The sequence below is a fragment of the Paraburkholderia suaedae genome (assembly GCF_040812055.1).
Taxonomy (GTDB): Bacteria; Pseudomonadota; Gammaproteobacteria; order Burkholderiales; family Burkholderiaceae; genus Paraburkholderia.
The window spans coordinates 109,338-135,031 of sequence record NZ_JBFOAH010000006.1 but is presented as its reverse complement, the minus strand read 5'-3'; the positions used below and the strand labels follow the sequence as shown (position 1 = coordinate 135,031).

The 25,694-nt window shown below is 65.0% G+C and carries 18 protein-coding genes and 2 pseudogenes; 15 read left to right on the top strand and 5 right to left on the bottom strand.

All coding sequences use genetic code 11. The annotated features are described in order from the left end of the window. Positions 1-34 precede the first annotated feature (34 nt). Together ABQJ48_RS11230 and ABQJ48_RS11225 are read left to right on the top strand one after the other, a co-directional pair. Positions 35-1,231, top strand: coding sequence for a 5-(carboxyamino)imidazole ribonucleotide synthase (locus ABQJ48_RS11230; RefSeq protein WP_367838041.1), 1,197 nt, complete (start codon positions 35-37; stop codon positions 1,229-1,231). Between the two features lie 10 nt (positions 1,232-1,241). Next, positions 1,242-2,306: an L-threonylcarbamoyladenylate synthase gene (locus tag ABQJ48_RS11225; RefSeq protein WP_367838039.1), complete on the top strand. Its 1,065-nt coding sequence runs from the start codon at positions 1,242-1,244 to the stop codon at positions 2,304-2,306. Between the two features lie 43 nt (positions 2,307-2,349). Here ABQJ48_RS11225 and ABQJ48_RS11220 read toward each other — a convergent pair whose 3' ends face one another. From ABQJ48_RS11220 to dacB, 3 genes and pseudogenes are all read right to left on the bottom strand, one after another. Beyond that, positions 2,350-3,600, bottom strand: a complete 1,251-nt coding sequence (locus tag ABQJ48_RS11220; protein WP_367838038.1) for an SGNH/GDSL hydrolase family protein — start codon at positions 3,598-3,600, stop codon at positions 2,350-2,352. A 190-nt stretch (positions 3,601-3,790) separates the two neighbouring features. Continuing rightward, positions 3,791-4,110: pseudogene (locus ABQJ48_RS11215) on the bottom strand (sterol desaturase family protein); the annotation flags it as partial. 191 nt (positions 4,111-4,301) lie between these two features. Then, positions 4,302-6,002 carry a D-alanyl-D-alanine carboxypeptidase/D-alanyl-D-alanine endopeptidase gene (dacB, locus tag ABQJ48_RS11210; RefSeq protein WP_367838036.1) on the bottom strand — a complete coding sequence of 567 codons (1,701 nt, stop codon included), beginning with the start codon at positions 6,000-6,002 and terminating at the stop codon, positions 4,302-4,304. 325 nt (positions 6,003-6,327) lie between these two features. Between dacB and ABQJ48_RS11205 the strand changes: the two genes are divergently transcribed. The 7 genes and pseudogenes from ABQJ48_RS11205 to ABQJ48_RS11175 all read left to right on the top strand — a co-directional run. Further along, a complete protein-coding gene (locus ABQJ48_RS11205) occupies positions 6,328-6,990 on the top strand; it encodes a response regulator (RefSeq protein ID WP_367838034.1) in 663 nt (220 codons plus the stop codon). Between the two features lie 4 nt (positions 6,991-6,994). Next, positions 6,995-8,296, top strand: a complete 1,302-nt coding sequence (locus ABQJ48_RS11200) for an ATP-binding protein (RefSeq protein WP_367838032.1) — start codon at positions 6,995-6,997, stop codon at positions 8,294-8,296. A 154-nt stretch (positions 8,297-8,450) separates the two neighbouring features. After that, positions 8,451-9,977 (top strand): DegQ family serine endoprotease, encoded by a 1,527-nt coding sequence (locus tag ABQJ48_RS11195; RefSeq protein WP_367838030.1) that lies wholly within the window; start codon positions 8,451-8,453, stop codon positions 9,975-9,977. Between the two features lie 297 nt (positions 9,978-10,274). Then, positions 10,275-10,772 carry a carboxypeptidase-like regulatory domain-containing protein gene (locus ABQJ48_RS11190; protein ID WP_367838028.1) on the top strand — a complete coding sequence of 166 codons (498 nt, stop codon included), beginning with the start codon at positions 10,275-10,277 and terminating at the stop codon, positions 10,770-10,772. A gap of 160 nt (positions 10,773-10,932) precedes the next feature. Further along, positions 10,933-11,325, top strand: coding sequence for a DUF427 domain-containing protein (locus tag ABQJ48_RS11185; RefSeq protein ID WP_367838026.1), 393 nt, complete (start codon positions 10,933-10,935; stop codon positions 11,323-11,325). A gap of 33 nt (positions 11,326-11,358) precedes the next feature. Beyond that, complete coding sequence (locus ABQJ48_RS11180; RefSeq protein ID WP_367838025.1) at positions 11,359-12,108, top strand: SRPBCC family protein; 750 nt, start codon at positions 11,359-11,361, stop codon at positions 12,106-12,108. Positions 12,109-12,223: 115 nt separating this feature from the next. Then, positions 12,224-12,746, top strand: a pseudogene (locus ABQJ48_RS11175) (cysteine hydrolase family protein); the annotation flags it as partial. Positions 12,747-12,752: 6 nt separating this feature from the next. Here the strand turns inward: ABQJ48_RS11175 and ABQJ48_RS11170 are convergent. Beyond that, positions 12,753-13,394 carry a TetR family transcriptional regulator gene (locus ABQJ48_RS11170; RefSeq protein ID WP_367838274.1) on the bottom strand — a complete coding sequence of 214 codons (642 nt, stop codon included), beginning with the start codon at positions 13,392-13,394 and terminating at the stop codon, positions 12,753-12,755. A 432-nt stretch (positions 13,395-13,826) separates the two neighbouring features. On the opposite strand from ABQJ48_RS11170, the gene ABQJ48_RS11165 reads away from it, so the two are divergent. The 3 genes from ABQJ48_RS11165 to ABQJ48_RS11155 are packed head-to-tail and all read left to right on the top strand — an operon-like array spanning position 13,827 to position 19,839. Continuing rightward, positions 13,827-15,056, top strand: a complete 1,230-nt coding sequence (locus ABQJ48_RS11165) for an efflux RND transporter periplasmic adaptor subunit (RefSeq protein ID WP_367838024.1) — start codon at positions 13,827-13,829, stop codon at positions 15,054-15,056. Between the two features lie 18 nt (positions 15,057-15,074). Beyond that, on the top strand, positions 15,075-18,308 hold the full coding sequence (locus ABQJ48_RS11160) for an efflux RND transporter permease subunit (protein ID WP_367838023.1): 3,234 nt from the start codon (positions 15,075-15,077) through the stop codon (positions 18,306-18,308). A gap of 1 nt (position 18,309) precedes the next feature. Beyond that, a complete protein-coding gene (locus ABQJ48_RS11155) occupies positions 18,310-19,839 on the top strand; it encodes an efflux transporter outer membrane subunit (RefSeq protein ID WP_367838021.1) in 1,530 nt (509 codons plus the stop codon). 158 nt (positions 19,840-19,997) lie between these two features. Here the strand turns inward: ABQJ48_RS11155 and ABQJ48_RS11150 are convergent, their stop codons facing one another. After that, positions 19,998-21,407 (bottom strand): nucleobase:cation symporter-2 family protein, encoded by a 1,410-nt coding sequence (locus ABQJ48_RS11150; protein WP_367838019.1) that lies wholly within the window; start codon positions 21,405-21,407, stop codon positions 19,998-20,000. A 525-nt stretch (positions 21,408-21,932) separates the two neighbouring features. Between ABQJ48_RS11150 and ABQJ48_RS11145 the strand changes: the two genes are divergently transcribed. From ABQJ48_RS11145 to fghA, 3 genes are all read left to right on the top strand, one after another. Next, on the top strand, positions 21,933-23,390 hold the full coding sequence (locus ABQJ48_RS11145; RefSeq protein ID WP_367838017.1) for a xylulokinase: 1,458 nt from the start codon (positions 21,933-21,935) through the stop codon (positions 23,388-23,390). A 259-nt stretch (positions 23,391-23,649) separates the two neighbouring features. Then, a complete protein-coding gene (locus ABQJ48_RS11140; protein WP_020069206.1) occupies positions 23,650-24,756 on the top strand; it encodes an S-(hydroxymethyl)glutathione dehydrogenase/class III alcohol dehydrogenase in 1,107 nt (368 codons plus the stop codon). A gap of 14 nt (positions 24,757-24,770) precedes the next feature. Beyond that, positions 24,771-25,622 carry an S-formylglutathione hydrolase gene (gene fghA / locus ABQJ48_RS11135; RefSeq protein WP_367838015.1) on the top strand — a complete coding sequence of 284 codons (852 nt, stop codon included), beginning with the start codon at positions 24,771-24,773 and terminating at the stop codon, positions 25,620-25,622. Positions 25,623-25,694 lie beyond the last annotated feature (72 nt).

The following is a 25,694-nucleotide window of genomic DNA, read 5'->3' as shown; positions in this document are numbered from 1 at the left end:
CTGCAGACGCGCCCGGCCGCGACCGACCACTGAGATGAACCCAGACAACACACCGGTTTCACCGATTCTGCCCGGCGCATGGCTTGGCATGGTCGGTGGCGGCCAACTCGGCCGCATGTTCTGTTTTGCCGCCCAGGCGATGGGCTATCGCGTCGCCGTGCTCGACCCGGACGACAGCAGTCCGGCCGGCGCCGTCGCCGACCGCCATCTGCGCGCGGCGTACGACGACGAAGCGTCGTTGACCGAACTCGCGCGGCTGTGCGCGGCCGTGTCGACCGAATTCGAGAACGTGCCGGCCGCGAGCCTCGACTTTCTCGCTAAGACGACCTTCGTCAGTCCGGCGGGGCGTTGCGTCGCGGTGGCCCAGGACCGCATTGCCGAGAAGCGCTTTATCGCGTCCTCGGGCGTGACGGTGGCCCCGCACGTGGCGATCGAGTCTTCGGACGCGCTCGCCGCGCTCGACGACGCCAAACTCGAAGCCGTGCTGCCGGGCATCCTCAAAACCGCGCGGATGGGCTACGACGGCAAAGGGCAGATCCGGGTGCGCAATGCCGAGGAAGTGCGCGAGGCGCATGCGTCGCTCGGCGGCGTGCCCTGCGTGCTCGAAAAACGTCTGCCGCTGAAGTTCGAAGTCTCGGCGCTGATTGCGCGTGCGTCGAACGGCGCGTCGGCCGTGTATCCCCTCGCGCAGAACACGCACCGCGACGGCGTGCTGTCGCACACCATCGTACCGGCGCCGGACGCGAGCGCGACGCTGGTCCAGCAGGCTCAGCAAGCTGCATTGCAGATCGCCGAGCGGCTCGGCTACGTCGGCGTGCTGTGCGTCGAGTTCTTCATTCTGCAAGACGGTTCGCTGGTCGCCAATGAGATGGCGCCGCGTCCGCACAATTCCGGCCATTACACCGTCGACGCCTGCGCGACCAGCCAGTTCGAGCAGCAGGTGCGCGCAATGACCGGCATGCCACTCGGCGACACGCGTCAGCATTCGCCGGCGGTGATGCTGAACATCCTCGGCGACGTGTGGTTTCCGGACGGTCCAAAAAGCGCGGCGCTCACGCCGCCGTGGCACGAAGTCGCGGCAATGCCTTCGGCGCGCCTGCATCTGTACGGCAAGGAAGAGGCGCGCTGCGGCCGCAAGATGGGTCACGTGAACTTCACGGCGGCTACGCTCGAAGAAGCGCGCACGGCCGCACGAGATTGCGCGCGGCTCCTGCATATCATCACGAGCTGACGCGAGCGCCATGCCCGATCGACCGAACCCAGCTGAAGACGCCGCGGGCGCATTGCGCGTGAGCGCCGCGCAGATCGAACACGCGGCGGCATTGCTCGATGCGGGCGGGCTGGTCGCGTTTCCCACGGAGACCGTGTATGGCCTCGGCGGCGACGCCGAGAGTGCGGACGCGGTTGCGCGCATCTATGCCGCGAAGGGTCGGCCGGCGAATCATCCGGTGATCGTGCATCTCGCGCCGCAAGGCGATCCGTATTATTGGGTCGAGCATTTGCCCGCGGACGCGCAGCGCCTGATCGACGCGTTCTGGCCCGGCCCCCTCACGCTGATCCTCAAGCGGGCCGCGCGCATTCCGGCTGCGGTCAGCGGCGGGCAGGACTCGGTCGGACTGCGCTGCCCATCGCATCCGGTCGCGCAGGCACTGCTCGAAGCGTTCAGCGCGTTGCGCGGCGGGCACGGCGGGGTGGCTGCACCGTCGGCCAATCGCTTCGGGCATGTGAGCCCGACCACGGCGCAACACGTGCGCGACGAATTCGGCAGCGCGATTCATGTGCTCGACGGCGGCGCGTCGGATGTCGGGATCGAATCGACCATCGTGGATCTGTCGCGCGGTTTTCCAGCGTTGCTGCGCCCCGGTCGCGTGACACCGCAGGATATCGCCGACGTACTCGGGCAAGCGCCGCGTTTGCCGGACGGCTCCGACGCGACGGCGCCGCGCGCGTCAGGGACGCTGAAGGCGCACTACGCGCCGCGCACGCCGCTGGCGTTGCTGCCATTCGGTGCGCTCGAGCCCTTGCTCGCCGCACGTGAAGCGGGCGAGCGGGTCGCTCTGGTCGCGAGGGCATCGCGCGCCGGGCATTGGGCCGACGTGGAGGGCGTGCATTTCGTCGCCGCGCCCGAAGACCCGCACGTGTACGCGCGCGAGTTGTACGGCTTGCTGCGCGCGCTCGATCGCGCCAACGTGTCGCGCATTCTGATCGAGAAGCTGCCCGATACAATCGAATGGATCGCGGTGAACGACCGGCTCGGTCGGGCTGCGGCTGCGTTCGAAGCGCAGGGGCAGGGGCGGCCCGGCTAGCACCGCTCCCCTCACGACGCCGCAATGTGCGGCAATCCTCGACTTACTTGCCCAACCCTGTCGCCGCGATCTGCTGCTCGACGAATTGTGCGAGCAACGCATGCGCGTGCGTGCTCGGGTGGACCATATCCGCGAACATGTAGCTCTGGTCGGCGCCGGCCACCGTGTAGGTCTGCGGCGAGCAAAACAGCGACGAGCCGAACTGGGCGCCGTACTGCTCCGGGGTCAACCCGTTTGTCGCGCCTGGATTGGCCTTGGCGTAAGCGGTTGCGTTGCTCTGCATCGAGGTGAGGTTGCACGCCGTGCCGGTGTTGGACACCGTGAATCCCAGCGCCTGGTAGTTCGGCAACTGCTGATCCAGCCACGTGAACGCATCGGCCACGATGACCTTGCCCGTCCCCACCAACCCGAGCGCCGTCAGGTTCTGAACCAGCAGATAGTTGAACGCCGCGCTAATCCCCGTCAGCAGTGCAGCCGAGCCAGGCGTGGCCGCGTTGGCTGCGACGCCAAGCGGCGTGTTGCCGATGTCCGGCACCGTCGACACCACCACGTGGCTCGCACCCGACTTGACGATGGTCTGGACTTGCGCGGCGAGTTGGGTGGCGGCCTGCGCGATCTGCGGGTTGGCCAGTTGCTGCAGGTAGCCGACGATGAACGCAACCTGCCCTGCCTGCGAGTTCGGCAGTTTGCCGGCCTGCACGAGCAGCGGATATTGCGTCTGGAGCGCGGCGCCGAGCGCCGTGAGATTGGCCGAGGTCTCCGCGAACTGGAAGATGTCGTTCGCGCCGCCGTTGACCAGCACGAGCTGGTTCGCGTTGAAGCTCGTATGTGCGCTGAGGTAGTTCGCCACCTGAGTCACGACCGGCACCGTCGTCGCCGCCATGTTGTTCGGCGCCCAGCCTTTGCCTTGAGCGTTGACCACATCGGAGCCGCCCTGCGCATAACCGTAGCCGCCCGCCGCGGCCAGCGGCTGGCCGAAGCCGCCCACGTACGCCGGCGTCAACGTGCCGCCGTAGTACTCGGCGACCTTCTGCGTCCACACCTCGCCCGGGTTGGTCGTGAAGCGCCCGCCGCCGAAGCTCGCCTGGATCACCGGCGCATACGTGCCGACATCGGACAGGCTGTCGCCGAACGACACCACCTGCAACTTGACGCCACCGGCAGGCGTAGCACTCGCATTGTTATTGTTGTCGCTGCCGCCGCCGCAGGCCGCGAGCAGGGCGAACGCAGCGCTCGCCAGCGCGATTTGCGTGACGCGAATGAATTGACGCTTCTTCGGTGTTGTTTGATTCATCTTGACTACATCTCCTCGTCTATTGGCCCTGGTGCCATGTGTTGCAGGCAGCGCCCGCCGCCGCGGCGGCGTGGCGACAGCTTACAGAATCTTCTGCGGCCCGCGCGACGTTTCCAAACGCGGCCGTATGGTTTGCATTGATGCTCGATGGCGAGCTCGGGTGTTTTCTCATCGACGGTACGCATCACGGATGCCCGATCCGCAACCAGCGAACGCGAAGGCGACAAAGGTCCGGCCCAATGAACAGCACGACGAACGATATGCGGCCCGCCGCGCATCTGTGGCTGCGCTCGTGCTGGTAGAAGAACGCGTAGAACGGGAATGGTCGCGAGCCGCGCGAGCTTGTTGGCGGCTTGTTGCATCAGCGAGTCCGGCGTTGCAGAACGCGTCGCGCGAGCTGCAGGTCGGCTCAAGGGGTCGCGTGCGCCACAGGTGCCGCGCCTGCCGGCCGATGCATGCGAGAAAGACTGGCGCCATGGCGATCAGCAGCAATTCAGTATCGAATTGCATGGTGTCTTCCTCCCTGGTCCCTGGCCGCGGCGTGGTTCGCCGCAGGCGGTGTCGTTATCGTTCGAGCAAGCCGGCGCCATCTCGGCGCGCGGCTCGTGCGGTGCGCACGGCGCTGTTCGCGTGCACCCAACATTGCCCGACAGCGTACACGTTTAGCACCTTGCCGCGCACGGCTTCGCTAGAAGAAACACTCAGTGGGACGAGCGTTTGTGCGGGTTTTTCCTGGGCGCGGCGCGCGGTTCTTCGACGCGGGCGGCGATCTTCGTGAAACCTTGGGAAGGGCCCTGATATACCCATTCCAGGAGCGCGTCGTGCGCGGCACGCGCGGCTTCCGAATGCGGATCGTTGATCAGGCTGACCACCACGTAGCTGTTGCCGTCCGCCGACGCGACGTAGCCTGCGATCGCGCGCACGTCGCGCAACGTGCCGGTCTTGATGTGCGCGTTGCCGCCCGCGCCCTGGTTGGTGAGGCGGTTGCGCATGGTGCCGTCGACACCGGCGATCGGCAGTGACTCAACGAACGCTTGCGCGACCGGGCTGGCATTGGCCCGTTGCAGCAGATCGGCAAGCGCCAGTGCGGTGATGTGCTCGTCGCGCGACAGCCCTGAGCCGTTCTCGAGCGTCAGGTATTGCATCTCGACGCTGTCGCGGCGCAGAAACGCCTCGATTGCCTGCGCCGATTTGGCGGCCGTCGCCGGTGGTCTTTCTTCGGTGGCACCGATCGTCAGGAACAGGTTGCGCGCCATCGTGTTGTTGCTGAACTTGTTGATGTCGCGAACGATGTCCGACAGCACCGGACCCTGATGCGTGGCGACCAGTTTGGCGCCGGCCGGCACCGCGCCCTCGCGGGTCGGGCCGTTGAACGTGCCGCCGGTTTGCTGCCACAGCGCGCGAAAGCCGCCCGCGAAAAATGCCGAGTGATCGAGCACGGCGACGTTGACGGTGCGCGCGTCGCAGCGCATCGAATAGTCACCGCTGAACGAGGCCACGATCGTGCCGTCGGGCTGCGGCGTGACGGTGGGCGACACGGAGGCCGAGTCGCCGCGGCATGGACCGTTGACCGCTCGCATCTGATTGTCGATCTGCAATTGCGCGAGCGCGGGCAGCACGTCGATTGCAACCTTGCCGTCGGGCGACGGCGTCACCGTGAACGACAGCGACTTGAACGCGTAGAGCAGCGGGTCGGGGCCGACGTTGTACGGCGCTGTGACGTCATCGTCGAACGGCGGCAGGTCGCGCGTCGAAGGATCGAAGTAGCGCTTGTCGAGCACCAGGGCGCCGTCGATCCCGGTGATGCCCGCCTTGTGAATCTTTTGCACGAGGTCGATCAATTCTTCCGGCACGAGCTTCGGATCGCCGGTGCCCTGAATATACAGATTGCCGTGCAGCACGCCCCTGCCGTCGAGCGTGCCGTCGGCATAGGCGCTCGTGCGCCAGCGATAGTCGGGGCCGAGAATCGACAGGCCGGCGTAGGTGGTGACGAGCTTCATCGTCGAGGCGGGCATCATCGGCTTGCCGGCGTTCAGCGCGAGCAGCGGCGTGCGGTCGCCCACTTTTTCCACTACCACGCTGATGGAGGACAACGGCACGTGCGCGTGCTGCAAGCCGAGCATCACCGATTGCGGCAGTACCGTGGTGACACTGACGCTCGGATGCGTCGCCTTGATGCGCGCGTGAGCGCCAAGCGGCAGCGCGGCGCCCGCGCCGAGCGCGACGCACACGCTGAGCCATGCCGCCGTACGCAGTGCGAGGGGACGATGCGCGCGGGCGGCAGACGCGCGAGCCGTCGGTGCGTCAGGGGGCACGCCGGCGGCAGCAGAGACGGACAGGGCGGAACGGCAAAGCCGCAGCGCCACGCGGCATGCGACAGAGGAAAGGAAAGCGTGCGTCATGAAGGGGCTGAAAGAACGGGCTAAAAGGCAAGATTTCAAGGCGTGGTGCACGCGGCGATTCAGTGGCATCGGTGCATGGATGTTGCGTCAAACTGGTTGGCTGCGGGTTGGGCAAGCGGCATCGGCCCTATCGCAATCGCTTCGGCCAGTCGAAGCAATGGTGCGTGCCCGGCAGGCGCGCACGGAGCGAACGGCTCGCGCCCGACGCAAAGCGCCCATTGTAGTGACATGCCGCAAGACTGCGCTGAAAAAAGCGCCGCACGCCGCGCGCGGCTGACCGGGCGCTAGAATGCGGCATGAATCAAACGTTTCGGAATGTATAAACATGCGCATCTTGCTAGTCGAAGATGACCGGATGATCGCCGAAGGTGTGCGCAAGGCGCTGCGCGGCGAAGGCTTCGCCGTCGACTGGGTGGAAGATGGCGAAGCCGCGCTCAATGCGGCGGCCGCGCAACCTTACGATCTGGTGCTGCTCGACCTTGGCCTGCCCAAACGCGACGGTCTCGATGTGCTGCGCGCACTTCGCACGCGCGGTCACGCACTGCCGGTGCTGATCGTCACCGCGCGCGACGCGGTGGCTGAGCGCGTGAAAGGCCTCGATGCCGGTGCGGACGACTACCTGGTCAAACCTTTCGATCTCGACGAACTCGGCGCGCGCATGCGCGCACTGATCCGGCGGCAATCCGGCCGCAGCGATTCGACGATCCGCCACGGCACGCTGACGCTCGACCCCGCGTCGCATCTGGTTACGCTCGACGGTGCGCCGGTCGCGTTGTCGGCGCGTGAGTTCGCTCTGCTCGAAGCGCTGATCGCGCGGCCCGGCGCGGTGCTGTCGAAGAGCCAGCTCGAAGAAAAAATGTACGGCTGGGGCGAGGAGATCGGCAGCAATACCGTCGAAGTCTACATTCACGCACTGCGCAAAAAGCTGGGTGCGGAGCTGATCCGCAACGTGCGCGGTCTCGGCTACATGATCGCGAAGGACGCCTGAGTCGATGCGTTCGATTCGCCGTCAACTGCTGATCTGGCTGCTTGCGCTGGTGTTGCTCGGCGTCGGCATTGCGGGTTGGCTCATTTACAGGCAGGCACTCGCCGAAGCCAACGAACTGTTCGACTACCAGTTGGAGCAGATCGCCGCGGCGCTGCCGGCCGAGCCGTTCTCGCAGGTGCTCGGTTCGCGCGACACCGGCGACGAAGGCATCGTGCTGCAGATCTGGAATCGCAACGGCGTGCTGATGTACTACTCGCGCCCGCGTGCGCCACTTGCGCCGCGCGCCGAACTCGGTTTCTCGACCGAACACACGGATCGCGGCGACTGGCGCGTCTACGGCGCGATTGTCGGCGACAACGTCGTGCAGTTGGCGCAGCCGCTGTCCGTGCGCAACCGCCTCGCCGCCGATGTCGCGCTGCGCACCTTGTGGCCGTTGATCGTGCTGCTGCCGCTGCTGGGCGTAGCGGTCTGGGTGATCGTCGGACGCGGGCTCAGGCCGTTGCGGCGCGTGACGAGCGCGCTCGACACGCGTCATCCGGAGGCGCTCGACCCATTGCCGGATCGACGTCTGCCGCTCGAGGTCCAGCCGCTCGTGCGCGCGTTGAACGGGCTGCTGGAGCGGCTCGCCACCGCGCTCGATATTCAGAAAGCGTTTGTCGCCGATGCCGCGCACGAATTGCGCACGCCGCTCGCCGCCGTGCAGATTCAGGCGCAATTGGTAGGCCGCGCGAAAGACGAAGCTGGGCGCAACGAAGCGCTGGCGGATCTGCAAGCGGGCGTCACGCGCGCCACGCGCCTCGCCGAGCAGCTGCTTGCGCTTGCGCGCGCCGAACCGGACGGTGCCGCCGTCACCGACGCCGTGGACCTTTGCTCGTTGCTGCACGAGTGCGTCGCGGCTTACGCGCCGCTCGCGCTCGACCGCGGCGTCGATCTGGGCGTCGAGGCGAGCGAGGCGGCTACCGTGACCGGCGACGCTGACGCGTTGCGAGTGATGCTCAACAATCTGATCGACAACGCCACCAAATACACGCCGCGTGGTGGGCGTGTCGACGTCAGTCTGTGTGTGGAAGGTGAGCATCCAGTGGTGCGGATCGCCGACAGCGGACCCGGCATTGACCCGGCCGAGCGCGAGCGCGTGTTCGATCGTTTCTATCGCGCGGGCGCGAGCGCAAATCGGGCGCGCACCGATGTGGCCGGCAGCGGGCTGGGCCTCGCGATCGTGCGCCGCATCGCGACGCAGCACCACGCGACCGTGTCGCTCGACGAGTCGCCAACGGGCGGTTTGCAGGTCACCGTGCGCTTCTGACTGTCAGTTTTCGGCTCGCCAAGCGCTTCCAACGACTCTTGAAGATGCCTTAGCCATGGCCTTGGCGATCTGGCGCTGCTTAAGCCTGTTTTAAGCGATGCGACGTACGCTCCGGTCATCTACCCAACTATCTTTCTCCAGTCAGGAGTACACGATGAACGCGAAAACCTTGTCCCGCAGCGCTGTTGCAGCGGCTGTCGCCGTCGCGCTTTCCGCCGGCTATGTGGCGGGCCATCGCGAAATGCCCGCGCCGCAGGTGATCTCACAGGCTCAGGCCGCGATGATGCCCGCCGAAGCTGCGGCCAAAACCGGCATTCCCGACTTCTCGGGTCTCGTCGAGACCTACGGCCCGGCCGTAGTCAATATCAGTGCGAAGCACGTGGTCAAGCACACGGCGCTGCGCGGTAACGGCGGTAATGGCGGCAACTTCGGCGGCGGCCAGTTGCCGATCGATCCGAGCGATCCCTTCTATCAGTTCTACAAGCATTTCTTCGGCGGCATGCCGGGGATGCAAGGCGGCGGCGGTGACGGCGCAGACGCGCCGGATCAGCCGAGCGCGAGCCTGGGCTCGGGATTCATCGTCAGTCCTGACGGCTATATTTTGACCAATGCGCACGTGGTGGACGGCGCGAATGTCGTCACCGTGAAGCTCACCGACAAGCGTGAGTTCAAGGCAAAGGTGGTCGGTGCCGACAAGCAATCCGACGTCGCCGTGCTGAAAATCGACGCAAGCGGCCTGCCGACCGTGAAGATAGGCGATCCGCGTCAAAGCAAGGTCGGGCAGTGGGTGGTCGCGATCGGTTCGCCTTACGGCTTCGATAACACCGTGACCTCGGGCATCATTAGCGCGAAGTCCCGCTCGCTCCCCAACGAAAACTACACGCCGTTCATCCAGACGGACGTGCCGGTGAACCCCGGCAATTCGGGCGGCCCGCTCTTCAACCTGCAAGGCGAAGTTATCGGCATCAATTCGATGATCTATTCGCAGACCGGCGGCTTCCAGGGTCTTTCGTTCGCGATCCCGATTAATGAGGCGATCAAGGTCAAGGACGAAATTGTCAAGACTGGCCATGTAAGCCGCGGTCGTCTGGGCGTTGCGGTGCAGGGTATGAATCAGACGCTGGCAAACTCGTTCGGCATGCAGAAGCCGCAAGGCGCACTGGTGAGCTCGGTCGATCCGGGCGGCCCGGCCGCTAAAGCGGGTCTGCAACCCGGCGACGTGATCCTGTCGGTGAACGGCCAGCCGGTCAACGACTCGGCGGATTTGCCGGCACAGATCGCGGGTCTCTCGCCGGGCAGTTCGGCCACCCTGCAAGTGTGGCGCGACAAGGCTGCCAAGGAGCTGAAGGTGACCATCGGCTCGTTGTCGGACGCGAAAGTGGCATCTAACAAGGCCGATCAGCCAACCGCACTGCAAGGGCGTCTTGGCGTCGCGGTGCGCCCGCTGACGCCGGAAGAAAAGAGCGGCGCGTCGGTGTCGCATGGTCTGCTGGTGCAGCAGTCGGGCGGTGCGGCGGAAAGCGCCGGCATCCAGCCGGGCGACGTGATCCTCGCGGTCAACGGCCGGCCTGTCACGAGCGTCGATCAGTTGAAGCAGATGATCGCCGGCGCGGGCAACAGCATCGCGTTGCTGATTCAGCGCGACAACGCCCAGATCTTCGTCCCGGTCGATCTCGGCTGATAGCTTCTGGCGGCCCGCAGGCCTAACTGTCGGGATGGCAGTGCGAGATATCGTCGGCACTGTCAGCGATTCACCTAACGAATCAGGTAACGTTTGCCGGTCCTTGCATTTACTGCAATGACCGGCTTTCTTTTTGGCCAGATCACACATCCCCCGAAACACAGCATTCTGCCAAGGCAGCACCACATCAACTCGTGGGCGTGTTTCGTTGAGCCGTTGGCACACACATTGCTTCTCGCTTGTTCCGGGCCCGTTGGCGGGACGCCGGACGACATGACTTCAACAAGGAGCGAACCGATGAAATCCCAACGCAATCAGCGATGGATCGCAGGCGCCGCGGTGTGCACAGCGCTCGCGCTGGGTCTGGCAGGCAGCGTCTGCGCACAGCAGGCGAGCGACGTGAGCGGCGGCACGACCACCGACGACACCAGCGCGGGCAACGTCAACGGCGGCAGCCTTCCGCAGATTCAGCACCAGGGCGACGTTTCGTTCGTATCGGGCGGCGTGGGCCTCGATGAATCGAGGGCACTGCAACGCGCGCAAAGCCAGTGGCCGCTGTCACTGCGTTTCACGGGCCCTAGTTCCGAATACCTCGCCGGCGTGCAAGTGCGGCTGGTCGACGCCCACAACAGCGAAGTGCTGAATACCACGTCGCTCGGCCCCTATATGCTGGTCAGGCTGCGCCCGGGCCGTTACACCGTGCACGCGCAATATAAAGATCGCGAGCAGACCCGAGCCGTGACGATTCCGGCCAAGGGTAACGTGAAATCCGCTTTCCTCTGGAACATGAATTAAGCAGCTTCCACCTCATGGCCGCTGATGCGACCGGCACCGCCGCGTCGGACGAAGGCCGCGCAATCGGCTAGACTTTGGCCGATAATGAAGCCACGGGCGTGCCCGTGGCTTTGCTGTTTGTACGACCCTAGATCGAGCGCACACCATCACGGAGCCGAGAATGAGCGATGCGTTGAGACCTCACGGAATGCCCAGCGCGAACACGGGCGGCCATACCATCACGATCAGCGGCAATCACCACCGGGTGCGCGTGATCCACGGCGGCGTGACGGTGGCCGATACGCAAGCGGCGTTGACGCTTGCCGAGACCGGTCTGGCGGACGTGTTCTACTTCCCGCGTGAACACGTCAACATGGCGCGGCTTGAACGTTCCACGCATACTTCGCATTGCCCGTTCAAGGGTGAGGCTTCCTATTTCCATTTGCGCACCGAAGACGGCGTGATCGAAAACGCCGTATGGAGCTACGAGGCACCGCTGGAACAGGCGATGCCGATCAAGGGCTATCTCGCGTTTTACGCGTCGCGGGTCGACCGCATCGATCAGACGTCCTGATCCCGCTGTCGCGCGTACATCGGAGAGGCTGCCATGGAACTGAACGATGCGTTACGGATTCCGCTCGCGCCATCCGACGTTTGGGAAGCGCTGCAAGATATCGCGCTGTTGCGTGCCAGCCTCGACAATTGCGAGTCGTTCACCCGCCTCGCGCATGGTGAATATGCGCTCGTCATGACCGTGCCGCTCGGCCCCTTGCGCGCGCGCTACGAAGCGCGCGCTCACGTGGCTGGCCAGGACTCCGGGCCGGCGGATGCGCAGCGCCGCACCATCAACTTCAAGGCGCGAGCCGGCGGTATCGGCGCATTGCGCGGACAGATCGAAATACGCGTGCGCGGGGAAGACAGCGCGCACGGACCGGGCAAGGAGCGCAGCACGCGGATCGACTACGCGATCTGGGCGACGTCGTCGGGGCCACTCGCGGAACTGCCGACGCGCCAGCTCGAGAACGCACTGCGTCAACTGGCCGATGATTTTTTCGCCGAATTCGACGCGGTCGTGCGGGCCAAGCAGCGGCAAGGCCCGAACCGCGCGCGCAGTTCGGCGGTGCGGCGGCAGCACGTGTTTCTGCGGCCGATCACGCTGGGCGGCATAGCGCGGCGCGCGCGCATCGATCACGGCAGCACGTTCGCAACCCGAGCGGCCAGTGCGTCGCATGGTCTGTCACATGGCGTTTCGCACCGGGAATCGGGGCCGCACGCGGTCCCGAACTGGGCTTGGGCTGTGATGATTTTTTTGGTAGCGCTGCTGTTGTATGTCGCGCGCTGGATTGGCGAGCAGTGATAGTGCGATTGGCCGGCGTTGGTGACGGGCCGCGCTGCTATCGCGTCGGCGAGACTCCGAACTCCCCTGTCGGGCCGCGCGAACCTTCATCTGCTCACTGGACAGGAGCCTTGCCATGACCACGCCGCGCCGTGCGTTGATCGTCGTCGATGTGCAGAACGAATACGTGACAGGCGATCTGCCGATCGAATCCCCGACATCCAGACGTCGCTCGCCAACCTCGGGCGCGCGATGGATGCCGCGGGCGCCGCTGGCATCCCGGTGGTGGTCGTGCAGAACTTCGCGTCGGCCAGCTCGCCACTGTTCGCACGCGGCAGCGCCGGCTCGGAACTGCATCCCGTAGTGGGCTCGCGCGCGCACGATCACTACTTGGAAAAATCGCTGCCGAGCGCGTTCACCGGGACCGATCTGGCCGACTGGCTGGTCGCACAGCAAATCGACACGCTGACGGTGACTGGCTATATGACGCACAACTGCGAGGCGTCGACGATCAATCACGCGGTTCATGCGGGCTTGCGGTGGACTTCCTGCACGACGCGACTGGTTCGGTATCCTACGAGAATAGCGCGGGCTTTGCCAGTGCGCAGGATATTCACCGGGTCTTCAGCGTGGTGCTGCAATCGCGCTTCGCGGCAGTATAACCGCTAGGTCTTCCGCTTGCGCAGCGCGGGACTCAGGCGCAGCGCATCGAACACGCCTTCCACCAATTGCTGGGCATGCGCGCCGAAATCAGTCGCGTCGGGCAAGAACAGCATGTCGCGCAGTGAGCCGCTGACGAACGCATGCACCATCGCCGCCGCGAGTTTGGTATCGAGGTCCGCGGGCATTTGTTCCTTGGAGATCGCGTTGCGCAGACCGCCTTCGATTTTCCTCAGCCCCTCGCGCATATTGGTCTGATAGCGTTCCATCACCGGGCCCATCTCCTGAACCAACTCGCATTTTAAAAACAGGATGTCGAACACGCGTCGGCGGCGGGGGTCGTTGGCAGTGTCGCGTAGGCAGACCACGCAGATTTCCATCAGGCGTTTGAGCGGATCCGGCTCGTTGGGGTCCTGTGATGCGGCCTTGAGTTCATCCAGCGGCAGCAGCACGCGGTCGAACATTTCCGTGAACAGGTCGCTTTTGTGGGCGAAGTGCCAATAGATGGCGCCGCGTGTGACGCCTGCGGCCTGTGCGATATCGGCAAGCGATGTGCGCGATACACCCTTCTCGAAGAACACCCGTTCGGCCGCATCGAGAATACTCGTGCGCGTCTCCAGCGCCTCCTCTTTCGTTCTTCTGACCATATCGGTATGCTTGCCGTGCTGATAGGGTTTTCCCGAGCCTTTTTTAACTCGGCTTGGCGACGATCCGTTTGCTTCCACGCACCTTTCCGAATCAATCTTGCGGTGCCGCCGGGCCCGCGGAAAGCAAACGCACTTTTACATGCATTCGCGAATGTATATATAATACCATCCCACGATCGGATAGCCCACGCCGCGACGACCGGTTAATATCCGTCACTGTTGCCTTTCAAACGCTCTTGCGCGTTGCCCGTACGGGCGGCGCCGCGCGGCAATTTCCCCGGTTCGGCGCATTCGCATCACGCTGCCACTGCAGGTGCATGTGCCTCCGCGGGCTTTCCGGTCAAGCGTCGCGAGACGCCATGTGTGCGCTGTCGTCCCCGGGGTAGGGATGCGCGCACTTTTTCATTCTCAGTCTTTGACAGAGGTCGCTCCATGCGCGTCGAACGGGTTCCATTCCGCTTAATCAGTGCCGCGACGGCTGCCGTATTGCTGGCAGCGTGCGGACCAAAACAGTCTGCCCCGCCGCCGCAGACGCCCGAAGTCGGCGTCGTCACCGTCCAGCCGACCACCGTACCGGTCGTCACCGAACTGCCCGGTCGCACCAGTGCCTTTCTCGTCGCGCAAGTGCGCGCGCGGGTAGACGGCATCGTGCTGCGCCGCGAATTCACGGAAGGCAGTCAGGTCAAGGCGGGCCAGCGCCTGTACAAGATCGACCCGGCGCCGTACATCGCGACGTTGAACAACGCAAAGGCGACCTTGGCAAAAGCCCAGGCCAACCTCGCGTCGACCACCGCGCAGGCGAACCGCTACAAGGTGCTGGTCGCCGCAAACGCGGTCAGCAAGCAGGACTACGACAACGCGGTTGCCGCACAGGGTCAGGCCGCGGCCGACGTCGCCGCTGGCAAGGCAGCGGTCGAGACCGCGCAGATCAATCTCGGCTATACCGACGTCACTTCGCCGGTCACCGGTCAGATCGGCGTATCGCAAGTCACGCCGGGCGCGTTCGTGCAGGCGAGCGCCGCGACACTGCTCGCCACGGTCCAGCAACTCGATCCGGTCTATGTGGACCTCACGCAATCCAGCCTGGATGGTCTGAAGCTGCGCCGCGAAGTCCAGGAAGGGCGCCTGAAGACGACCGGCCCCGGCGCGGCGCAAGTGTCGCTGATTCTCGAAGACGGCCGGGTCTATTCGGAAAAGGGCAAGCTGCAGTTCACCGACGTCACGGTGGACCAGAGCACCGGCTCGGTCACGATTCGCGCGATCTTCAGGAACGCGGACAAGGTGCTGCTGCCCGGCATGTTCGTGCGCGCGAGGATCGAGGAAGGCGTGAACCAGAACGCGCTCGTCGTGCCGCAACTCGGCATCACGCACGACCAGAAGGGTCAACCGACCACGCTGGTCGTCGGCGCCGACAACAAGGTCGAATTGCGTCAGCTCGTCACTGCGGGCACGTTCGGTTCGAACTGGGTGGTCGCAAGCGGCCTGAACCCCGGCGACCGCGTGATCGTGCAGGGCACCGACAAGGCGCGTCCCGGCCAGCAGGTCAAGCCCGTTGCCGCGCAACTTCCCGGCACGCCCGCTTCCGGCGCGGCCGCTGAAAGTGCGCCGGCCGCCAGCAACGCACAGACGGCCCAATCCGCCTCCGCTGCGTCGGGCGCGTAATAACAGGGAGCCTGCCTCATGGCAAAGTTTTTTATTGATCGCCCGATTTTTGCATGGGTGATCGCCATCATTCTGATGCTCGCGGGTATCGCGTCGGTCTTCACCTTACCGATCGCGCAATACCCGACCATCGCGCCGCCGGCCGTGCAGATCAGTGCAACGTATCCGGGCGCATCGGCGAAGACGGTGGAGAACACCGTCACGCAGGTGATCGAGCAGCAGATGAGTGGTCTCGACCACCTGCTGTATCTGGCGTCCACATCGGACGACTCGGGTACGGCCACCATCACGCTGACGTTCGCGGCCGGCACCAACCCCGACATCGCGCAGGTGCAGGTGCAGAACAAGCTGCAGCTCGCCACGCCGCTGTTGCCGCAAGCGGTGCAGCAGTTGGGCACCCGGGTCACGAAGTCGAGCAGCAGCTTCCTGCTGGTGATGGCGTTCGTGTCCGAAGACGGCAGCATGAGCAAGTACGACCTGGCGAACTACGTCGCGTCGAACGTTCAGGACCCGGTCAGCCGTATCGACGGCGTGGGCACGGTGACGCTGTTCGGCTCGCAGTACGCGATGCGGATCTGGCTTGACGCGAACAAGTTGAACAATTTCGGCCTGACGCCGGTCGACGTGCAAGCCGCGCTGCAGGCGCAGAACGTCCAGGTCGCGGGCGGCTCGCTCGGCGGCACGCCGTCGGTGCCGGGCCAGGTGCTGCAGGCCACCATCACGCAGGCCACGCTGCTCAATACACCTGAACAGTTCGGCAACGTGCTGCTGAAGGTGAACCCGGACGGCTCGCAGGTGCGCCTGCACGACGTGTCGCACATCGAGCTGGGCGGCGAAAACTACAACTTCGACACCAAGTACAACGGGCAGCCTACCGCTGGCTTCGGTATTCAGCTCGCTACCGGCGCCAATGCGCTGGCCACCGCCAAGGCGGTGCGCGCGAAGGTCGCGGAACTGTCGAAGTACTTCCCGCACGGGCTCGTCGTGCAGTATCCGTACGACACTACGCCGTTCGTGCGGCTGTCGATCGAGGAAGTGGTCAAGACGCTGCTCGAAGGTATCGTGCTGGTGTTCCTGGTCATGTACCTGTTCCTGCAGAATCTGCGCGCCACGCTGATCCCGACGATCGCCGTGCCGGTCGTGCTGCTGGGCACGTTCGCGGTCATGGGTATCGTGGGCTTTTCGATCAACACTTTGTCGATGTTCGGGCTCGTGCTGGCGATCGGCTTGCTGGTGGACGACGCGATCGTGGTGGTGGAAAACGTCGAGCGGGTGATGCAGGAGGAGGGCTTGTCGCCCAGGGACGCCACCCGCAAGGCAATGGATCAGATTACCGGCGCGCTCGTCGGCGTGGCGCTCGTGCTGTCGGCGGTGTTCGTGCCCGTGGCGTTTTCGGGCGGTTCGGTGGGCGCGATCTACCGGCAGTTTTCGCTGACCATCGTGGCCGCGATGGTGCTGTCCGTGCTCGTCGCGTTGATTCTCACGCCGGCGCTTTGCGCGACGATCCTCAAGCCGATCGAGAAGGGCCAGCACGAAAACACCACCGGCTTCTTCGGCTGGTTCAACCGCACGTTCAACAGGAGCCGCGACAAGTATCACTCGGGTGTGCACCACGTGATCAAGCGCTCGGGCCGCTGGCTGATCATCTACATGGTGGTGATATTCGCGGTTGGCCTGCTGTTCGTCAGACTGCCCAAGTCCTTCCTCCCTAACGAAGATCAGGGCACGATGTTCGTGCTGGTGCAAACGCCGTCGGGTTCGACTCAGGAAACCACCGCGCGCGCGCTCAAAGACGTGTCGGACTATCTGCTCAACACGGAGAAGTCCATCGTCGAGTCGACCTTCACGGTCAACGGCTTCAGCTTCGCGGGCCGCGGCCAGAACGCGGGTCTGGTGTTCGTGCGGATGCGCGACTACGCACAACGCCAGCACTCTGACCAGAAGGTGCAAGCGCTGGTCGGGCGACTGTTCATGCAATTCAGCAGCTACAAGAACGCAACGGTGTACCCGGTCAATCCGCCGTCGATTCCTGAACTCGGCACGGCTGCGGGCTTCGACTTCCAGTTGCAGGATCGCGGGGGCATCGGTCACGCGAAGCTGATGGACGCGCGCAACATGCTGCTGGGCCTGGCCGCGAAAGATCCGACGCTGGCTCAGGTGCGTCCCAACGGCCTGAACGATACGCCGCAGTTCAAGGTGAGCATCGACCACGAGAAGGCTTCCGCGCTCGGCGTCTCGCTGTCCGCGATCGATCAGACGTTCTCGATCGCATGGGCGTCGCAGTACGTGAACAACTTCCTCGATACGGACGGCCGGATCAAGAAGGTGTATCTGCAGAGCGACGCGCCTTTCCGGATGAAACCCGAAGACGTGAACCGGTGGTATGTGCGCAACAGCACCGGTGCGATGGTGCCGTTCTCGTCCTTCGCGAGCACCGAGTGGACGTACGGTTCGCCGAAGCTGGAGCGCTACAACGGCATCTCGTCGATGGAAATCCAGGGCGCGGCCGCACCGGGCAAGTCCACGGGTCAGGCGATGACGGCGATGGAAGCGCTCGTCGCCAAGCTGCCGGCGGGCGTCGGCTACGAGTGGACGGGCCTGTCGTTGCAGGAACGCCAGTCCGGCTCGCAGGCGCCGATCCTGTACGGCATCTCGATCCTCGTCGTGTTCCTGTGTCTCGCGGCGCTGTATGAAAGCTGGTCGATCCCGTTCTCGGTGATCATGGTGGTGCCGCTCGGCGTGATCGGCGCACTGCTGGCCGCGACGCTGCGCGGGCTCGAGAACGACGTGTTCTTCCAGGTGGGTCTGTTGACCACGGTCGGCTTGTCCGCGAAGAACGCGATTCTGATTGTCGAATTCGCCCGCGAACTGCAGCAGAGTGAGGGCATGGGGCCGATCGAGGCCGCGCTGGAAGCCGCGCGTCTGCGGTTGCGCCCGATCCTGATGACCTCGCTCGCGTTCATTCTCGGCGTGATGCCGCTCGCGATCAGTAACGGCGCCGGCTCGGCCAGCCAGCACGCTATCGGCACCGGCGTGATCGGCGGGATGTTGACGGCGACCTTCCTCGCCATTTTCATGATCCCGATGTTCTTCGTCGTGATCCGCGCGAAGTTCGGCGGCGAGACGGAAGACCCTGACGAGGCGCTCGTACACTACAACCAGCACCATCCGAACGATCCGCAGGGCGGCGCTTCGACGGGTGGGTCGGCGCACGGGTCGACTGACGAAGGCTCGGGCAAGGACGGACATTGAGATGCAAAAACATTCTCTGATTGCAGTGGCGGTTGCGTTGCTCGCCGCGGGTTGCACGATGGCACCGAAGTACGAACGCCCGGCGGCTCCCGTCACGACGACTTACCCGACTGGCGGGGTCTACGACACGCAGCCGGGCGCGACCCAGCCGGGCACTGCCGCCGCGCGCAGCGCCAGCGGCCAGGCTGCCGCAGACATCGGCTGGCGCGACTTCTTCGTCGATCCGCGCATGCAGCGCTTGATCGAGATCGCGCTCAAGAACAACCGCGATTTGCGGGTGTCGGTGCTGAACATGCAGGCGTCGCAGGCGCAGTACCGGATCGTTCGCGCCGGGCTATTCCCGACGCTCGACGCCGCCGCTTCCAGCAGCCGCTCCCGTACGCCGCGCGATCTGTCGTTCACCGACAAGCTGATTTCCTCGTCCTATTCGGTGGGGCTCAATGCGTCGTGGGAAATCGACTTCTTCGGGCGCATTCAAAGTCTGAAGGATCAGGCGCTGGCGACCTACCTGGGCACCGCTCAGGCGCGCAAGGCGGCGGAAATTGCGCTGGTCTCGCAGGTGGCCAACCAGTACCTGACCGTGCTGGAACTGGACGATCTGCTGAAGGTCACGCAGAACACGTTGAAGACCGCGGACGAATCGTATCGGATCAACAAGGTCCAGTTCGATACCGGTACGGGTTCCGAACTCGATCTGCGCCAGGCGCAAACGGTGGTCGAGGTGGCGAAAGCCAACCTGCAGTCGCAGACTCGGCTGCGGGCCCAGGCTGAGAACGCGTTGGTGCTGCTGCTCGGCGAGCCGATGCCCGCCGATCTGCCACCGGGCTTGACGTTGGACAGCCAGAACCTCCTGACCGACATTCCGGCTGGCTTGCCCTCCGACCTGCTGACGCGTCGTCCGGACATCATGGAGGCCGAAGAGAATCTGCTCGCGGCCAACGCGAACATCGGCGCGGCGCGCGCGGCATTCTTCCCGAGGGTGTCGCTGACCGGCAGTGTCGGCACGCTCAGTCCGTCGCTCGGCGGTCTGTTCAAGCCTGGTTCCGCGGCGTGGAGCTTCGCGCCGTCGATTACGTTGCCGATCTTCGAGGGCGGGCAGAACATCGCCAACCTGAATCTCGCCAACATTCAGAAGAACGCCCAGATCGCCACGTACGAGAAGGCGATCCAGACTGCGTTCCGCGAAGTGGCGGACGGACTGGCGGCACGCGGCACCTACGACCAGCAGATCGAGGCATTGGAGCGCGATACGTTTGCCGAACAACGCCGGCTGGATCTGTCCAACCTCAGGTATTCGAGCGGTGTCGATAGCTATCTGGCCGTGCTGACCGCGCAGACCTCGTTGTACCTGGCGCAGCAGTCGCTGGTTACAGCGCGCATGGAGCGTCTGCAGAACCTCGTGACGTTGTATCAGTCGCTCGGCGGCGGCTGGGTCGAGCATACCGGCGAGCAGCCGCGTCCGGCCGACGCACCGCTCGACTACGGCGCGGCGAGTGCGCCGGTAGCGGCTTCGGCGCCGAACGCGGGTTGAGCTTCACGCCCGCTGCTGGGCGGCCCGGTTCCTGATTCAAGGCGCCGCGTCGCCACAGTCGCACAACCACAACGCCACGGCGAACTTGCCGTGACGTTGTCGTTTTTTGTGGCCCGCGCAGCCGCGACCGTCCTCGCGACTGTCGGCGCAGGCGGCGCTCAGTGCAGATCGACCATGCGCAGCATCTCGTCGCCTTCGGGCTTTGCACCGCCGCGTCCATCGAAGTCATGACCCGCGCGGCGAATGTCCCACGTCGCTTTCTTCTCGCTCTTCACACCGTTGAAGATCAGGTTCAGCACCACCGCCGACACCGACGCCAGCAGAATCCCACTATGCAGCAGCGGCGACAGCGCGGACGGCAGCTTCGAGAAGAAGTGCGGCGACACCACTGGCACGAGGCCCATTCCGATACTCACCGCGACGATGAACAGGTTGTGCTGGTTCTTCACGAAGTCGACTTTCGACAGCACCTTGATGCCGTTCGCGGCGACCATGCCGAACATCACAATGCCCGCGCCGCCGAGCACGAACGCCGGCACCGACGCCACCACCTGCGCCATCTTCGGGAACAGGCCCAGCAGCACCAGGATCACGCCACCCATCGCGCAGACAAAGCGGCTCTTCACGCCGGTCACGCCAATCAGCCCGACGTTCTGCGAAAACGAGGTATGCGGAAACGAGTTGAAGATGCCGCCGACCAGCGTGCCCAGACCGTCCACCCGCAGACCGCGCACCAGCGTCTTCTGATCGACCGGACGATCGACCATGTCGCCGACCGCGAGGAACATGCCGGTCGACTCGATGAAGGTGACGAACATCACCGTCACCATCGTCGCGATCGACAGCGGATCGAAGTGCGGCAGGCCGAAATGGAACGGCATCACGAAGCCGACCCACGGCGCGAGCGTGACGCCTTCCATATTGACGCGGCCGAGCGCCAGCGCCAGCGCGAAGCCCGCAACGATGCCGAGCAGCACCGAGATGTTTGCGAGAAAGCCCTTGGCGAACTTGTTGATCAACAGGATCAGCATCAGCACGGTCATCGACAGGCCAAGATAGACCGGATTGCCGTAGTTCGGATTACCTACGCCGCCGGCCGCCCAGTTGATGCCGACTTCCATCAGCGACAGGCCGATCACCGAAATCACCACGCCGATCACCACCGGCGGGAAAAAGCGCAGCAGCTTGCCGACCGCGGGCGCGAGCAGGATGCCGATCACGCCGGCCGCGATCGTCGAGCCGAAGATGTCGAGAATGCCGAGCGAAGGATTGGTGCCGATCGCGACCATCGGACCCACGGCCGCGAACGTGCAGCCCATGATGACCGGCAGCCGGATGCCGAAAATCCACAGACCCAGGGTCTGGATCAGCGTGGCGATGCCGCACGAAAACAGATCGGCGCTGATGAGGAACGCGATCTGATCCTTCGGCAGCTTGAGCGCCGCGCCGATGATCAGCGGCACCGCTACAGCGCCGGCGTACATCACCAGAACATGCTGGATGCCGAGGGTGAGCAACTGGCCTGCGGGCAGTCGTTCGTCGCACGGGTGTACCGTGTTCGCTTGCATATCGTCTGTCTCCACCATCTGGTTTTGGGATGGCTCCAAGGTATCGGGGACGAAAATTCGCAACAAGACCACTGGGGCCTATTCCGGCATTCCCGCTGCCGATATGCGAGCGCGTCGTTTGAAAGCCGGATTAAAGGCGTCCGCGCGGATGCGCGGCGCTCAGCCCTTTGCAGCAGGGGCGCGGCGTCGCTCGCCGCGCATGGCCGACGCGCACGAATATATGTGAGAATCAATGCGGTCTATGGCGGCTCACGCATAGTCCTCTTTTCGCGCGGCCCGCGGGACGGCGGGGTTAACCCGCGATTCGGGGATTCTTGTCATGTCGCGAGGCGCGTGTGTGAAGCCACGAACCGATGGCAACCGACGCGCTTCGCGAGGCAATTTGCGCGTGGTTTTTTGCGCCCGCTTTGCGCACTCCGCGGGCGCTTGCCAAGTGGCTGGTGCGTGCTTCGCGTTCGCTTCGCGCACCGCTTCCGCGCGCTCAACGGGCCTCCTCATCTTCATTTGATCCACGACCCATCGCTCATGACTTTTCTCGGCATCGACCTCGGCACCGGCTCCCTCAAAGCGGCAATCGTCGACGCCCACGGCCGCGAGCGGGCGGTGTCGAGCGTCGCGTACGGGCTCGACACGCCGCATGCCGGTTGGGCGGAGACATCCGTGCAGACATGGTGGCGCGCACTGTGCGAGGCGATGACGCGCTTGCCCGCCGATTTGCGCCGTGACGTGCAGGCGATTGGCTTCTCCGGCCAGATGCATGGCGTCGTATTGATCGATGCGGCGGGCGAAGCGGTGCGTCCCGCGATGCTGTGGCCTGACACGCGCGCCTTGGCGCTGCTCGACGCGTGGCCCGAGCCGCAGCCGAATCCCGTCGCTCCCGGCATGGCCGGTCCGTTGCTGCGCTGGATCGTACTGCACGAACCGCAGGCCGCGCGCCGCGCGCGCTGGGCGCTGCAACCGAAGGACTGGCTGCGCGTGGCGCTGGGCGGCGCGGTGGCGACCGATCCGTCCGACGCCTGCGCGACCGCGCTCGCCGATCCCGCCGGCGTATGGGATACGGCGCTGCTCGAACGCCTGCAGATTCCCCGCGAATGGTTCGCACCGCTCGCGCCATCGTATGCGGCGGGGGGCGTGCTGTCGCAGAGCGCGGCGCAAGCGCTCGGCTTGCGCGCCGGCATCGTGCTCGCGACCGGCGCTGCCGATACGCCGTGCGCGGCGCTCGGCAGCGGACTCGCGCACGACGGCGACGCGTTGCTCACCACCGGTACGGGCGGGCAGATCGTCGTGCTCGCGTCGCAAGCCCCCACTGCGGCGAAGGGCTTGCATCGCTACCGCGCAGCGAGCGATCACTGGTATCGGATGGCGGCGATGCAGAACGTCGGCATCGCGCTGGAGCGGGTGCGCGGCTGGCTGTCGTACGAATGGGCGGATGCCTATCGCGATGCGTTCGGCGATGAAACGGAGTCGATCGCGGACAGCAGCCACGGCAGAGCGCCGGGCCTGATCTTCCTGCCGTACCTCACGGGCGAGCGCACGCCCTGGCTCAACCCGCAGGCGCGCGGCGGCTGGCTCGGGCTCGCGCTCGATCATCCACGCGGCGCGATGATGCGCGCCGCGTTCGAAGGCGTCGCATTCTCGCTGCGCGCCGGGCTCGATGCGATTCGCGCGAGCGGCGCGACGGTGAGGGCGTTGAAGCTCGCCGGCGGGGGTTCCGTCGACGCGCGCTGGCGTCAGTTGCTCGCCGATGCGCTGAACGTCGAACTGAATGCGGTCGATTGTCCGAATGCGGCGCCGCGTGGCGCGGCCATTCTCGGCGGCCTCGCCTGCGGCCACTGGCACGCAGCCGATCTCGCCGCGCTCGCGCCGGGTGCGACGCGCGTGGCGAGTCCGCGAGACGATGCGGCGCTTGCCGCACGCTACGCGCGCTTTCTGGATCTGTACGGCCGCGTCGAAAGCTGGTTCGGCGACGGGACGCCTCGCTAGCCGAAGCCATGGCAGCCTGGGACAATGCCGTGGCGCGCTTTGCAATACCATAGCGCTTTTCGCACGCTAAGCTGGAACCCGGCGCGCTGCTGGCCGCTCGGGACCACGCGGGCGGCAGCAACGAGAACCGCCCGCATAGGGGCGCCGGTCACGGGCAGCGAGCAAACGACGATACGCACAGGACACCCCAGGACACCCCCAAGCCGCGACGCATCGCGCCGCGACATATCGCATTCACAGACTCACAGGAGCATTGACGATGAAAACCAAAGCAGCAATCGCATGGAAAGCCGGCGCCCCGTTGACGATCGAAGAAGTCGATCTGGAAGGGCCGCGTGCCGGTGAAGTCCTGATCGAAGTGAAGGCGACGGGCATCTGCCACACGGACTACTACACGCTGTCGGGGGCCGATCCGGAAGGCATCTTCCCGGCGATTCTCGGCCACGAAGGCGCGGGCGTGATCGTCGATACGGGTCCGGGCGTCGGCACGCTGAAGAAGGGTGATCACGTGATTCCGCTGTACACGCCAGAGTGCCGCCAGTGCAAATTCTGCCTGTCGCGCAAGACCAATCTCTGCCAGGCGATTCGATCGACACAAGGCAAGGGCCTGATGCCCGACGCCACGTCGCGCTTTTCGCTCGACGGCAAGCCGCTGTTTCACTACATGGGCACGTCCACGTTTTCGAACTACATCGTGGTGCCGGAAATCGCGGTCGCGAAGGTGCGTGAAGACGCACCGTTCGACAAGATCTGCTACATCGGCTGCGGCGTGACGACGGGCGTGGGTGCCGTCGTGTACTCGGCGAAGGTGGAGGCGGGCGCGAACGTGGTCGTGTTCGGCCTGGGCGGCATCGGTTTGAATGTGATCCAGGGCGCGAAGATGGTCGGCGCTGACAAGATCATCGGTGTCGACATCAATCCGGGCCGCGTGGAACTGGCGAAGAAGTTCGGCATGACCCACTTCATCAACCCGAACGAAGTGGAGAACGTGGTCGACCATATCGTGCAACTCACCGACGGCGGTGCGGACTATTCGTTCGAATGTATCGGCAACACGAAGGTGATGCGCCAGGCGCTGGAGTGTACGCACAAGGGCTGGGGGCAGTCGTTCATCATCGGCGTGGCGGCGGCGGGCGAGGAGATCAGCACCCGTCCGTTCCAGCTGGTGACGGGCCGCGAGTGGAAGGGCTCGGCCTTCGGCGGCGCACGCGGTCGCACCGACGTGCCGAAAATCGTCGACTGGTACATGGAAGGCAAGATCAATATCGACGATCTGATTACACACCGCCTGCCGCTCGAACGCATCAACGAGGGCTTCGATCTGATGAAGAAGGGCGAGTCGATCCGCTCGGTCGTGCTGTACTAAACGGGAGCGTCGCGATGCTTGAACTGATATCGGCGCACGCGTGCCATGGCGGGGAGCAGCGCATCTACCGGCATGACTCGCAGACCATCGGCCTGCCGATGCGCTTCTCCGTGTATCTGCCGCCGCAGGCTTTGCAGCCGAACGCGAACGTGCCCGCGCTGTTCTATCTTTCCGGCTTGACCTGCACGGAAGAGACGTTTCCGACCAAGGCGGGCGCGCAGCGCTTCGCGGCCCAGCACGGCATCGCGCTGATCGCGCCGGATACGAGTCCGCGCGGCGCGGGCGTGCCGGGCGAAAGCGCGGCGTGGGACTTCGGCGTGGGCGCGGGGTTCTATGTCGACGCGACGCAGCAGCCGTGGGCGCAGCACTATCGCATGTACTCGTACGTGCGCGACGAACTGCGCGAAACGGTGCTCGCGAATCTGCGGGTGGACGGCGCGCGGCTCGGCATCTTCGGGCATTCGATGGGCGGGCATGGCGCGTTGATGCTGGCGCTGCGCAATCCGGAGATCTACCGGTCGGTGTCGGCGTTCGCGCCGATCGCGGCGCCTTCACGATGCCCGTGGGGCGTGAAGGCGTTCAGCGGCTATCTGGGCGAGGACCGCGAAGCGTGGAAGCAGTACGACGCGAGCGAGCTGGTGGCGCATGCGTCGCGCAAATTCTCGCAAGGGATCCTGGTCGATCAGGGACTCGCGGATCAGTTCCTCGCCGAGCAACTGCATCCGGACGTTTTCGAGGCGGCGTGCAAGGCCGCGGGGCAGCCGCTGACCCTGCGCCGTCATGCCGCGTATGACCATGGCTATTACTTCATCTCGACGTTCATCGAGGATCACATCGCGCATCACGCGAAGGTGCTGAACGGGTGACGCCGTTGCAGTTCGCAACGCAGATGGCCGCAGGCAAACTTGCTGCCGCCATCTGCAAGCCGTCGACGCAGC

Excerpts from the sequence above, each read along its gene's own strand:
- ABQJ48_RS11230 (WP_367838041.1), top strand. The coding sequence starts at position 35 with ATGAACCCAGACAACACACCGGTTTCACCGATTCTGCCCGGCGCATGG.
- ABQJ48_RS11225 (WP_367838039.1), top strand. The coding sequence starts at position 1,242 with ATGCCCGATCGACCGAACCCAGCTGAAGACGCCGCGGGCGCATTGCGC.
- ABQJ48_RS11220 (WP_367838038.1), bottom strand. The coding sequence starts at position 3,600 with ATGAATCAAACAACACCGAAGAAGCGTCAATTCATTCGCGTCACGCAA.
- dacB (WP_367838036.1), bottom strand. The coding sequence starts at position 6,002 with ATGACGCACGCTTTCCTTTCCTCTGTCGCATGCCGCGTGGCGCTGCGG.
- ABQJ48_RS11205 (WP_367838034.1), top strand. The coding sequence starts at position 6,328 with ATGCGCATCTTGCTAGTCGAAGATGACCGGATGATCGCCGAAGGTGTG.
- ABQJ48_RS11200 (WP_367838032.1), top strand. The coding sequence starts at position 6,995 with ATGCGTTCGATTCGCCGTCAACTGCTGATCTGGCTGCTTGCGCTGGTG.
- ABQJ48_RS11195 (WP_367838030.1), top strand. The coding sequence starts at position 8,451 with ATGAACGCGAAAACCTTGTCCCGCAGCGCTGTTGCAGCGGCTGTCGCC.
- ABQJ48_RS11190 (WP_367838028.1), top strand. The coding sequence starts at position 10,275 with ATGAAATCCCAACGCAATCAGCGATGGATCGCAGGCGCCGCGGTGTGC.
- ABQJ48_RS11185 (WP_367838026.1), top strand. The coding sequence starts at position 10,933 with ATGAGCGATGCGTTGAGACCTCACGGAATGCCCAGCGCGAACACGGGC.
- ABQJ48_RS11180 (WP_367838025.1), top strand. The coding sequence starts at position 11,359 with ATGGAACTGAACGATGCGTTACGGATTCCGCTCGCGCCATCCGACGTT.
- ABQJ48_RS11170 (WP_367838274.1), bottom strand. The coding sequence starts at position 13,394 with ATGGTCAGAAGAACGAAAGAGGAGGCGCTGGAGACGCGCACGAGTATT.
- ABQJ48_RS11165 (WP_367838024.1), top strand. The coding sequence starts at position 13,827 with ATGCGCGTCGAACGGGTTCCATTCCGCTTAATCAGTGCCGCGACGGCT.
- ABQJ48_RS11160 (WP_367838023.1), top strand. The coding sequence starts at position 15,075 with ATGGCAAAGTTTTTTATTGATCGCCCGATTTTTGCATGGGTGATCGCC.
- ABQJ48_RS11155 (WP_367838021.1), top strand. The coding sequence starts at position 18,310 with ATGCAAAAACATTCTCTGATTGCAGTGGCGGTTGCGTTGCTCGCCGCG.
- ABQJ48_RS11150 (WP_367838019.1), bottom strand. The coding sequence starts at position 21,407 with ATGCAAGCGAACACGGTACACCCGTGCGACGAACGACTGCCCGCAGGC.
- ABQJ48_RS11145 (WP_367838017.1), top strand. The coding sequence starts at position 21,933 with ATGACTTTTCTCGGCATCGACCTCGGCACCGGCTCCCTCAAAGCGGCA.
- ABQJ48_RS11140 (WP_020069206.1), top strand. The coding sequence starts at position 23,650 with ATGAAAACCAAAGCAGCAATCGCATGGAAAGCCGGCGCCCCGTTGACG.
- fghA (WP_367838015.1), top strand. The coding sequence starts at position 24,771 with ATGCTTGAACTGATATCGGCGCACGCGTGCCATGGCGGGGAGCAGCGC.